The 11,160-nt window shown below is 60.0% G+C and carries 11 protein-coding genes; 4 read left to right on the top strand and 7 right to left on the bottom strand.

Going from position 1 to position 11,160, the window contains the following annotated elements:
* Nucleotides 1-124 precede the first annotated feature (124 nt).
* Nucleotides 125-493, top strand: coding sequence for a PilZ domain-containing protein (locus tag ABDX87_RS18185; protein WP_346829130.1), 369 nt, complete (start codon nt 125-127; stop codon nt 491-493).
* 168 nt (nt 494-661) lie between these two features.
* On the opposite strand, the gene radA is transcribed toward ABDX87_RS18185, so the two are convergent.
* A complete protein-coding gene (gene radA / locus ABDX87_RS18180; RefSeq protein WP_346829129.1) occupies nt 662-2,032 on the bottom strand; it encodes a DNA repair protein RadA in 1,371 nt (456 codons plus the stop codon).
* Nucleotides 2,033-2,229: 197 nt separating this feature from the next.
* Between radA and mscL the strand changes: the two genes are divergently transcribed.
* Nucleotides 2,230-2,679, top strand: a complete 450-nt coding sequence (gene mscL, locus ABDX87_RS18175) for a large-conductance mechanosensitive channel protein MscL (protein ID WP_346829128.1) — start codon at nt 2,230-2,232, stop codon at nt 2,677-2,679.
* Nucleotides 2,680-2,841: 162 nt separating this feature from the next.
* Here mscL and ABDX87_RS18170 read toward each other — a convergent pair whose 3' ends face one another.
* Complete coding sequence (locus tag ABDX87_RS18170; protein WP_346829127.1) at nt 2,842-3,618, bottom strand: ferredoxin--NADP reductase; 777 nt, start codon at nt 3,616-3,618, stop codon at nt 2,842-2,844.
* A gap of 338 nt (nt 3,619-3,956) precedes the next feature.
* On the opposite strand from ABDX87_RS18170, the gene ABDX87_RS18165 reads away from it, so the two are divergent.
* A complete protein-coding gene (locus ABDX87_RS18165; protein WP_346829126.1) occupies nt 3,957-4,205 on the top strand; it encodes a helix-turn-helix domain-containing protein in 249 nt (82 codons plus the stop codon).
* Nucleotides 4,206-4,371: 166 nt separating this feature from the next.
* The gene (locus ABDX87_RS18160; RefSeq protein ID WP_346829125.1) at nt 4,372-5,496 is read left to right on the top strand and encodes a class I SAM-dependent methyltransferase; all 1,125 of its coding nucleotides are present in this window, start codon (nt 4,372-4,374) and stop codon (nt 5,494-5,496) included.
* A 177-nt stretch (nt 5,497-5,673) separates the two neighbouring features.
* Here ABDX87_RS18160 and ABDX87_RS18155 read toward each other — a convergent pair whose 3' ends face one another.
* The 5 genes from ABDX87_RS18155 to choX all read right to left on the bottom strand — a co-directional run bounded on the left by ABDX87_RS18155 (nt 5,674) and on the right by choX (nt 10,904).
* Nucleotides 5,674-5,856 (bottom strand): DUF2474 domain-containing protein, encoded by a 183-nt coding sequence (locus ABDX87_RS18155; RefSeq protein WP_346829124.1) that lies wholly within the window; start codon nt 5,854-5,856, stop codon nt 5,674-5,676.
* A 58-nt stretch (nt 5,857-5,914) separates the two neighbouring features.
* The gene (cydB, locus tag ABDX87_RS18150) at nt 5,915-6,922 is read right to left on the bottom strand and encodes a cytochrome d ubiquinol oxidase subunit II (protein ID WP_346829123.1); all 1,008 of its coding nucleotides are present in this window, start codon (nt 6,920-6,922) and stop codon (nt 5,915-5,917) included.
* 3 nt (nt 6,923-6,925) lie between these two features.
* Nucleotides 6,926-8,365 (bottom strand): cytochrome ubiquinol oxidase subunit I, encoded by a 1,440-nt coding sequence (locus tag ABDX87_RS18145; protein WP_346829122.1) that lies wholly within the window; start codon nt 8,363-8,365, stop codon nt 6,926-6,928.
* A gap of 455 nt (nt 8,366-8,820) precedes the next feature.
* On the bottom strand, nt 8,821-9,756 hold the full coding sequence (locus tag ABDX87_RS18140; protein ID WP_346829121.1) for an alpha/beta hydrolase: 936 nt from the start codon (nt 9,754-9,756) through the stop codon (nt 8,821-8,823).
* A 206-nt stretch (nt 9,757-9,962) separates the two neighbouring features.
* Nucleotides 9,963-10,904, bottom strand: coding sequence for a choline ABC transporter substrate-binding protein (gene choX, locus ABDX87_RS18135; RefSeq protein ID WP_346829120.1), 942 nt, complete (start codon nt 10,902-10,904; stop codon nt 9,963-9,965).
* Nucleotides 10,905-11,160 lie beyond the last annotated feature (256 nt).

The following is an 11,160-nucleotide window of genomic DNA, read 5'->3' as shown; positions in this document are numbered from 1 at the left end:
CCAGCTGAGTGGACTTGTGTGAGCAGCCTCCAGAGTTTAGCGCTGCTGAAGCGAAAGGCCACCCCCACAATGGTCTAGCGGTGGTTTTGGCCTATAGTCAAAGCAGCCAAGGAGAAGTCGACTTATGACAGATTCCCACGAAGACCGCCGACGTTTTAAACGCATTTCGTTCGATGCCAAGACCGAACTGACTCAGGGCCCCAAGACCTGGCCCGTTCACCTGATCGACTTGTCGCTCAAAGGCCTGCTGATCGAACGGCCCTCACCCTGGCAGGGCAATCCCGACGAGCCGTTAATCGTTGATATTCATTTGAACGTCGATATCGATGTGCAGATGGAGGTGCGACTGAGCCACGACGATCACAATCACCTGGGGTTCGTGTGTGAACACATCGGACTGGAATCGGTGACCCACCTGCGCCGGTTGATCGAACTGAACCTGGCCGATCACGACGAACTGGAGCGGGAGCTGGCGGCGTTGATTGAGGTTTGATCAGCGAACGAAGGCATCGGATGCGCATAGCACCTGTGGGAGCGAGCTTGCTCGCGAAAGCGACAGGTCAGAAAAAAAGACGTCGACTGACCCACTGCATTCGCGAGCAAGCTCGCTCCCACAGGTCTTGAGTCCATTTAGGCAGTCCGCAGCAAGCCCTGTCCCGACTTACTCCTCAAACAACGCATCCAGCGCCTGATCGAGCCGTGTCACGGCGATCACGGTCAGCCCCGGCGGTGATTCTTTGGGCGCGTTGCCCTTGGGCACGATGGCGCGTTTGAAACCGTGCTTGGCCGCCTCCTTCAAGCGCTCCTGTCCGCTGGGCACCGGGCGCACTTCGCCCGACAGACCGACTTCCCCAAACACCAGCAAATCACCCGGCAATGCGCGGTTGCGCAGGCTGGACATGACCGCAGCCATCAACGCGAGGTCGGACGCGGTCTCCAGTACCTTTACGCCGCCGACCACGTTTAGGAACACGTCTTGATCGTGGGTCGGAATGCCGCCGTGGCGGTGCAGGACCGCCAGCAGCATGGCCAGACGGTTCTGATCCAGACCCAGCGTGACCCGGCGCGGGTTGGACAGGTGACTGTCATCCACCAATGCCTGCACTTCCACCAGCATCGGGCGCGTGCCTTCCCACGTCGCCATGACCACGCTCCCCGCGACCGCTTCCTGCGCACGGGTCAGAAAGATCGCCGAGGGATTGGAGACTTCTTTCAGGCCCTTGTCGGTCATACCGAAGACGCCCAATTCGTTGACGGCGCCGAAGCGGTTTTTCACCGCGCGCAACAAGCGCAGACGCCCATCCGACTCGCCCTCGAAATACAGCACCGTGTCGACCATGTGTTCGAGGACGCGTGGACCGGCCAGCGCGCCTTCCTTGGTGACGTGGCCGACGAGGAAAATCGCCGTCCCGCTCTGTTTCGCATAGCGGACCAACAACGCCGCACTTTCGCGGACTTGCGAGACGCCGCCCGGCGCTGACTGCAGCTGCTCGGTGAAAATGGTCTGGATCGAGTCGATCACCATGACTTTCGGCTGCTCGACCCGCGCCGTGGCAATGATGCTTTCGATGCAGGTTTCGGTCATCACTCGCAGTTTGTCCTGAGGCAACCCGAGGCGTCGGGCGCGCATGGCGACTTGCTGCTGCGACTCTTCACCGGTGACGTACAGCGCAGGCATGCGCTCGGCGATGGCGCACAGGGTCTGCAACAGGATTGTCGATTTGCCGATCCCGGGATCACCGCCGATCAACACCACCGAGCCATCCACCAGACCTCCGCCGAGCACGCGGTCCAGCTCCGCCGAGTTGGTAGAGAAGCGCGGGATCTCCTCGACGCTGACTTCGGCCAGGGTCTTGATCTGCGCCTGCTGGCCGGTCCAGCCCGCCCGCCCGCTCGGGGCCGCTGCGCCGCCGCCTTCAATGACGGTCTCGACCAGGGTGTTCCAGGCGCCGCATTCGCCGCATTGCCCGGCCCATTTGGGAAAGGTCGCGCCGCACTCGGTGCAGCCATACATGCGTTTGGCCTTGGCCATGAAACCCCCGCCGCAAAAAAGGGGCAATCATACCCCAAGGCTCAAACGCCTGCGTGTGCAGGGAGCGCGAGCCACCTTTTTGAGTCATTCAGTAAAACTAACCCGACCAGAGCCGGTCGATTGCATGGATTACGCGGGATCCGTGTAGCTGACTTACACTGCATCCACCACCCTCATCTGTAACAAAGGAATACACCATGAGCGTACTTAGCGAGTTCAAAGCCTTTGCCGTAAAAGGAAACGTCGTCGACATGGCCGTCGGTATCATCATCGGCGCGGCATTCGGCAAGATCGTTTCGTCGTTCGTCGGCGATGTAATCATGCCTCCCCTCGGTTTGCTGATCGGCGGCGTGGACTTCAGTGATCTGGCGATCACTTTAAGAGGCGCGGAAGGTACGGCACCGGCCGTGGTGCTGGCCTACGGCAAATTCATCCAGACCGTGATCGACTTCATCATCGTCGCGTTCGCCATCTTCATGGGCGTGAAGGCTATCAATCGCCTGAAACGTGAAGAGGCCAAAGCCCCAACCGTGCCACCGGTTCCAACACCGCAGGAAACCCTGCTGACCGAAATCCGAGACCTGCTCAAAGAGCAGAACAGCAAGCCAGCTGCGCCGCTGTCTGTGAATCCTGATCGGTTGGTTTAAGCAAAAGGCTTCTGCCACAGCCCGTGTGCTCGGCGAGAAACCTTGTGGTAGCGAATTCATTTGCGATGCGGACGATCAGACGCAGAATTTCTAGCGGATGTAACGGCCTCTCGCGAATGAACTCGCTCCCACAGTGACTCTGTCCGCCTGCTGACACCTGCCCTACCAATAATTCTCCACCGCAATCTGCCCCGGCTTGCGCGTCAGGGCCAGGCGCATGTCGCGGGTTTTGAGCAGTGCGCGGGTGTCGTCGATCATCTGCGGATTGCCGCAGATCATGACCCGCGAATGCTCAGGTGAAAGCGCCACACCGGCAGCCTTCTCCAGCTCGCCATTTTCGATCAGCGTGGTAATCCGCCCGTGCAGCGCGCCCGGATGTTGTTCGCGGGTCACGATGGCAATGAACTGAAACTTGTGCGCGTATTCGGCCAGATAGTCGCGCTGAGTCAGCTCGGCAATCAGTTCCTGATACGCCAGTTCTTTCGCCTCACGGGCGCTGTACACCAGGATGATGCGCTCGAATTTTTCCCACACTTCGAAGTCCTGGAGGATCGACAGAAACGGCGCCACGCCCGTGCCTGTGGACAACATCCACAGATCCCGGCCGTCGGTGAACCGGTCGAGCGTCAGGTATCCCACCGCCTGCTTTTCCACCATCAGCGTATCGCCCGCGTGCAGGCCGCTCAGTTCGCTAGTGAATTCGCCCCCCGGCACCACGATCGAGAAGAACTCCAGGAACTCGTCGAACGGCGACGACACGACCGAATAGGCCCGCCACACGGTGCTGCCATCAGCTTTGGTTACGCCAAGCCGTGCGAATTGGCCTGCGGTGAAGCGGAAACCCGGATCGCGAGTCGTACGAAAGGTGAACAGGCTAGGTGTCAACGGCGTCACGTCCAGCAGCGTTTGCCGGGTGAATTTCTCTGCACTGGCGGTCATTGGGCGCTCCTGGCTCCTGTCACTCAATCAAGAGCACTCAGTTTCCCGCAAACCGGCCGCGATAAACACCGCAGGTTTGTAGTGGTATCCACTTACCGGGCCGGATGGCAGGAAGCGTATTTTTAGAGCATTTCGCAATCACCGTTATCGCCATCAACGATTGCCGCCCCCAAATGGAGCGATAACACACTGATTAACACCAGCTTTTAAAAAAACATGAACGCCGCCGAATTGCCCCGCTCGTCAGCAGCCCATGGCCGATGCCCGCCCGCAAAATGATTTTTTTCCTAGACTTCAATCAAAACGGCAGTCAGTAAGATCAGGCATGGAGGCTTGCGATGGAACATCAGACACTGGCGTCACCTCAACTGACAGAGGCCGCCCCACTGTCCCACAAGGGGCTGACACTACGGGAGGCAGAGATACTCAAGTGGTCCGCGGAGGGAAAGACCGCGGCTGAAGTGGCGATGATCCTGGACCTGAAGCTGCGAACGGTGAACTTCCACATCGGCAGCGCCATTCGCAAAATGGGCGTCACGAACAAGACCTCGGCCGTCGTACAGGCGGCGCTGCACGGGGTATTCTGATAACGCGGGACATGGGGCGATTCACAGGCGACGGCGAAAAAACCTCGGGCGCGAAAGGCCGAAAAACACGTAAAATCGCTGGTTTCGTGAGTCCGGTTGAAACGGCGCTTACATGACACCCGCCGAGCGCCTGACCGCGTCGCCAACGAATGGACATTTCCTGCACATGCCCCTGCTTACCACGCCTTTCGCCGAGCTCGACCTGATTCGCCAGCCGGAGCAGTCGGATGAACCCTTGCAGGCATTCGACGCCGCCGACGAATACCTGCTCAACCACGTCGCTGAACAGGGCCTGACGTTGCAGACCCGGGTGCTGATCCTAAACGACAACTTCGGCGCCCTTGCCGCAAGCCTCGCTCCGCACGCGGCGGTCTTCAGCAGCACGGACTCCTTTCTGGGGGTTCAGGCGCTGGAAAAGAACCTGGTGCGTAACGGTCAGGCGTACGATGCGGTCCCGGTGATTCCCGCCAGCGAGCCACTGACCGGTCCGTTCGACTGGGTACTGATTCGCGTGCCCAAGACCCTCGCTCTGCTTGAAGAGCAATTGATTCGCCTGCAAGGGCAACTGGCGCCGAACGCCAAAGTGGTCGCCGCCGGGATGATCAAACATCTGCCTCGTTCGGCGGGTGAGTTGATGGAAGAGTACATTGGCCCGGTGCAGGCCTCGCTGGCGGTGAAAAAGGCACGCCTGCTGTTCTGCACACCGGAGGCAAAAGACTTCCAGCCCTCGCCGTTCCCGACGCGCTATAGGCTGGACGAGCCGAAGATCGAGCTGATTAACCACGCGAACGTGTTCTGCCGTGACGGTCTGGATATCGGCACCCGGGCGTTCTTGCCGCATCTGCCGAAAGACCTGGGCGCCGCGCGCGTCGCGGACCTGGGGTGCGGTAATGGTGTGTTGGCAATTGCCAGTGCGTTGGCCAACCCTGACGCGCACTACACGCTGGTGGACGAGTCGTTCATGGCGGTGCAGTCCGCTCAGGAAAACTGGCAGCTGGCGCTGGGTGATCGTGAGGCGGTGATCCGCGCGGGCGACGGCCTCGCGGGGCAAGAGCCGGATTCACTGGACGTAGTGCTGTGCAACCCGCCGTTTCACCAGCAACAAGTGGTCGGCGATTTTCTGGCGTGGCGCATGTTCCAGCAGGCGCGTTCTGCGCTGGTGACGGGCGGAGCGCTGTACATCGTCGGTAACCGCCACCTGGGTTATCACAGCAAGTTGGCGCGGTTGTTTCGAGGGGTTGAGCAAGTGGCGGCGACGCCGAAGTTCGTCATTCTCAAAGCGCGCAAATGATTTTAATGACTGGATTGTAGGAGTGCGCTTGCCGGCGATGCATGAAGCCGGCCACCTTCAATGGTGACTGGCACACCGTAATCGCGGGCAAGCGCGCTCCTACAAGTATCCTGCGCGGTCAGGGCGCCAAACCTGAAAAAACCCGCCGAAGCGGGTTTTTTATTGCGCAAAAAACAGTCAATGCGACTTCATCCCCGCCGCTGTCATGAACATGCGCAGCAGGCTGGCGAATATGAACAGTACGAACACACTCCCCGCCCAGATGGTCAACAGCCAGCCGATGCGCTTCCAGAGCGGCGACTTGCGCGCGGGGTCTTCTTCGTGCGCAGGTTTGTCGTGAAAGGATTCTTTACCGGACATCGCTCAGCCCTCTTCTTTCAGGAAACCGGCCCCGATATCAAATCGGGGCCGACGCCGACTAGTGGTAACCGTCTTCGTGAGTGACCTTGCCACGGAACACGTAGTAGCTCCAGAAGGTGTAACCCAGGATGAACGGGATGATGAACAGCGTCCCGACCAGAATGAAGCCCTGGCTTTGCGGTGGCGAAGCGGCGTCCCAGATCGAGATCGACGGTGGCACGATATTCGGCCACAGGCTGATGCCCAGACCGCTATAACCCAGGAAGATCAGCACCAGCGTCAGCAGGAACGGCGCGTAGTTCGCATTACGCTCGACCGCCTTGAACAGCCCGTACATGGTCACCAGGACCAGTGCAGGGACCGGCATGAACCAGAACAGGTTCGGCACGCTGAACCAGCGGTCGGCGATGTCCTGATGCGCCAGCGGCGTCCACAGGCTGACGATGCCCATCACCACCAGCGTCGCAATCGCCAGAGGACGGGCCAGGTCGTGCATCGCCTTCTGCAGACCGCCTTCGGTCTTCATGATCAGCCAGGTGCAGCCGAGCAATGCGTAGGCCACGATCAGCGCCAGGCCGCAGAACAGTGAGAACGGTGTCAGCCAATCCAGTCCGCCCCCGGCATAAGCGCGGTTGACCACTGGAATCCCGTCGATGAACGCGCCCAGTGCCACGCCCTGGAAGAACGTCGCCACCAGCGAACCGCCGATGAACGCTTTGTCCCAGAGGTGACGCTTGGCGTCGGTGGCCTTGAAACGGAACTCGAACGCCACGCCGCGGAAAATCAGCCCGATGAGCATGAAGATCAGCGGCAGATAAAGCGCTTCGAGCACCACCGAATAGGCCAGAGGGAAGGCACCGAACAGCGCAGCGCCGCCCAGGACCAGCCAGGTTTCATTGCCGTCCCAGACGGGAGCGACGGTGTTCATCATCACGTCCCGGTCGGTTTTGTCCTTCATGAACGGGAAGAGAATGCCGATCCCGAGGTCGAAGCCGTCCATGATGACGTACATCATGATGCCGAAGATGATGATCACGGCCCAGATCAGTGGAAGATCAATACCCATGGCTCAGTTCACCTCGCGCAGGCTGTCTTTGTGCCTTTCTTCGGCGCCTTCGTCGGCAGCGGAGAGAGGACGTGCAGGAGTGCGTTTCTGGCCGGGACCACCGTGCGGCGTGTCATCGCCCTCATGGGTTTTCGGTCCTTTGCGCACCAGGCGCATCATGTAGCCGAAGCCTGTGCCGAACAGCATGAAATACACCACGACGAACAGCACAAGCGTGATCGTCAGTTGGCCCACGCTGTGGTTCGACGACGCATTGGCCGTGCGCATCAGCCCGTATACCACCCATGGCTGACGCCCGATTTCAGTGGTGAACCAGCCCGAGAGCATCGCAATCAGGCCAGCCGGGCCCATGCACATGACCAGCCGCAGGAACAGGCGATTGGTGTACAGCCCGCCGCGCCAGCGCAGCCAGGCACTCCAGAGCCCCACGAAAATCATCAACATGCCCAGCGCCACCATGATCCGGAACGACCAGAAGACGATCAGAGAGTTGGGACGGTCTTCAGGCGGGAACGATTTGAGCGCCGGGATCTGTTTGTCCAGGCTGTGGGTCAGGATCAGGCTGCCCAGGTAAGGGATTTCCACCGCGTACTTGGTCCGTTCCTCTTTCATATCCGGAATACCGAACAGAATCAGCGGAGAGGGTTCGTCACCCACGTTCTCCCAGTGCCCCTCAATGGCCGCGATCTTCGCCGGCTGGTGCTCCAGCGTATTCAAACCATGGGCGTCACCGACCACCGCTTGAATCGGCGCAACGATCAGCGCCATCCACATGGCCATCGAGAGCATGCGGCGGATGGCCGGGTTGTCGCGGCCACGCAGCAAGTGCCAGGCCGCCGACGCGCCAACGAAAAACGCAGTGGCGACGAACGCGGCAATTGCCATGTGCGCCAGACGGTACGGGAATGAAGGGTTGAAGATGACCGCCAGCCAGTCCACCGGAATGATGCGGCCGTCGACGATTTCGTAACCCTGCGGGGTCTGCATCCAGCTGTTGGAGGCGAGAATCCAGAAGGTCGAAATCAGCGTACCGACCGCGACCATGACGGTGGCGAAGAAATGCAGGCCGCGGCCGACACGATTCCAGCCAAACAGCATCACGCCGAGGAAGCCGGCTTCGAGGAAGAAGGCGGTGAGCACTTCATAGGTCAGCAGCGGCCCCGTCACCGCACCCGCGAAGTCGGAGAATCGACTCCAGTTGGTGCCGAATTCGTACGCCATGACCAGACCGGAAACCACACCCATGCCGAAGTTCACGGCAAAGATCTTCGACCAGAAGTGGTAAAGATCGCGGTATGTATTGTCGTGGGTCTTGAGCCACAGGCCTTCGAGCACAGCCAGAAAACTCGCCAGACCAATGGTGATGGCAGGGAACAGGATGTGAAATGAAACGGTGAACGCAAACTGGATTCGGGCGAGATCGAGTGCCTCTAAACCGAACATAGGTCTTCCTCTATCAGGTGAAACCGGCTTCGGACCTTGGGGCCCTCAGCGTCTGCCCCCACGGTGTATTGAGTACGACGTAATGCGTTTGTTCTTTTTAGTTCGCGCTCAGGCCACAGGCCAGAAGACGACGCGGGAGTTCTGTCAAGCCGCCCGGTCAACTCACGCGCAACGCGCGATTGATTCAGGTCAACCGACGATCAAAGAGTAGTCCCATTTCGGCAAGTGAACTGCGTGGTCTTTTGTCGCGTGGCGAGTTGCCTCACCCCTTGATGCAGAGCAGTTTCGTTAAAAGCGGATCAGACCGGTGCTGCGCCGGCCGGAAGCCTAAGCAAACCCGATATTAGGCGATGCCCTGTTACAAAGGATGATCTGATGCAAAGCGGCAGGCCAGGCGGGACCCGATGAGGGAGATCTTGGCTGAGGCCAGGAAACGGCAGTTTAAAGAACGCCGCTTACAACGAACTGCGGATAAACCCCAGCAATGCAGAAACAAGGCGCCGGTAGAGCTCATCCACCTCCGGCACCTGACCTTTGCCTCTCAGGCTGCCATGCACCAGCCCCAGACCGGGATCGAACTCGGTCGCCACGCCTGCTTCGCGCAAGGCCCGTTCATACCAGACCCCGTCATCGCGCAGCGGGTCGAACTCGGCCACCGCAATGAACGCAGGCGCCAGCCCTCGAAAATCAGTCGCGTTCAACGGCATGGCGTAGGGTGAACGCTCGCTCTCACCCATATAAAGCTGGCGATAGAACCCGAGTTCCGCCGTGCTGAGCAGCGGCGCATCACTACATTCCGTTCGCGATGGAAGATCGTCGCCGCCACCCAGGCCTGGATACACCAACGCCTGCCCGACAGGCTGGCGCTCGCCCGCATCGCGCAGCGCCAGGCACACAGCCGCTGCCAGATTACCGCCCGCGCTGTCACCCGCAATGGCGATTCGACGGGGATCGATGTCCATTCGCGGCGCCTGAACCTGCAACGCATGCCAGACCGTCAGACAGTCACCGAATCCCGCGGGAAACGGATGCTCGGGCGCCAGTCGATAGTCCACGGCAATCACAACGGCATTGAGATCGACCGCGAGCGCGGCGGTGAGGAAGTCGTGGGAATCCAGATCGCCCACCACCCAGCCACCTCCATGCAGGTACACCACGCAAGGTGCCGGGTATTCCGCTGAGAGGTAGCGAGGTCGGTAGCTGCGCACCAACACACCGCCGAGCTGGACATCCCTGACATCGAGATCCTGAGAGCGGGCGGGCGTAAAGGCTTCGCACAGGCGCGAATAGGCACGTCGCTGGTCAGCGATATCCTGCGACGTGACGCTGAAACTCAGGGTCTTTTCGACGAAGCCGAGCATTGCCTGCGACAGCGGATAGTGAGAGGGCATTTGTGGCTCCAGCCCGTCTGAACCACCGGGATCGAGGGACTTACCTGGTTGTTGCAAGACACAAAACCCGGCGGGAGCGAGTTCATTCGAGCGTCGGTATTCCAGCCGCCATGAGCATGGCGACTGTACGGGCGTCTCGCGAATGAATTCGCTCCCACTGAGTGCGCATCAAGACCCGCTATCGCCTGACGATCAAGCCCACCGTGTTATTTATTGACCGCAACCTGCACGGCAGCGGCAGCGTCCTTGCCATCGAAGGTGGTCACGCCGTCCAGCCAGCGCTTGGTGTCCTCAGGATGATCCTTAAGCCACTGTTTGGCTACGTCGTTCGGCGCCTTGCGGTCCATGATCGGCACCATCATCTGGCTTTCCTGAGCGGCGGTGAACTTCAGGTTGCTCATCAGTTTGTTCACGTTGGGGCAACGCGTCGCGTAATCCGGTGCGGTCACCACTGACACGGTTGCTGCGCCTTCGCCCGGACCGAACACATCCTCGCTGCCGGTCAGGTAAGCGATCTTCATGTTGATGTTCATCGGGTGCGGGGTCCAGCCCACGAACACCACCCACTCGTTACGCTTGGTCGCACGCTGCACGGCCGCCAGCATGCCCGCCTCGCCCGACTCCACCAACTGGAAGCCACCGAGACCGAACTGGTTCTTCTCGATCATGCCCTTGATGTTGGCGTTGGCGCCGGTGCCTGGCTCAATCCCGTAAATCTTGCCGCCCAGCTTGTCTTTGAATTTGGCGATATCGGCGAAGGTTTTCAGCCCGCCATCGGCCACGTATTGCGGCACGGCCAGCGTGGCTTGAGCATCGTTCATGCTTGGCGTGTCGAAGACTTTGACCTGGTTCGCGGCCACGAACGGTGCGATGTTCTTGTCCATCGCCGGTTTCCAGTAACCCAGAAACACGTCGAGTCGGTCATCGCGCAAGCCGCCAAAGACGATCTGCTGCGCCGCGCTGGTCTGCTTGACCTCGTACCCCATGTTTTGCAGCAGCACTTCCGCCACCGCACTGGTCGCGATCACGTCGGTCCAGTTGACCACACCCATCCGCACGCTCTGACATTTGGCCGGTTCGGCTGCCATCAAGGCGGTACTGCTCAGCATCAACACACCGCAACTGATCTGACGAATAAATCTCTTCATGCGTGCTCCTCGGGTCGGCTCGTTATTTTATTCAGCTCTTTTCGGCAGTTTTTCTAAGGCTTCAAGACCCACGGCAATCCGAATGCTGCCGCGTTGGAGCAAATTACGCAGCAGCCCCTCGCAAGAAGCGCACCAGCGCGACCTGTGCTTGCACTGGAGCGACATTCAACGACGTGGGTGATGACAGTGACACGTGCGCAGCCCCACTCCCATCAACGCGGCAGGTTAATGACCGCGATATGCAGACCCTCGAAGG

Origin of the sequence: Pseudomonas abietaniphila (assembly GCF_039697315.1) — a bacterium.
Taxonomy (GTDB): domain Bacteria; phylum Pseudomonadota; class Gammaproteobacteria; order Pseudomonadales; family Pseudomonadaceae; genus Aquipseudomonas; species Aquipseudomonas abietaniphila_B.
Note: the sequence above shows the minus strand (reverse complement) of the source record. Positions and strands in the feature narration are given on the sequence as shown.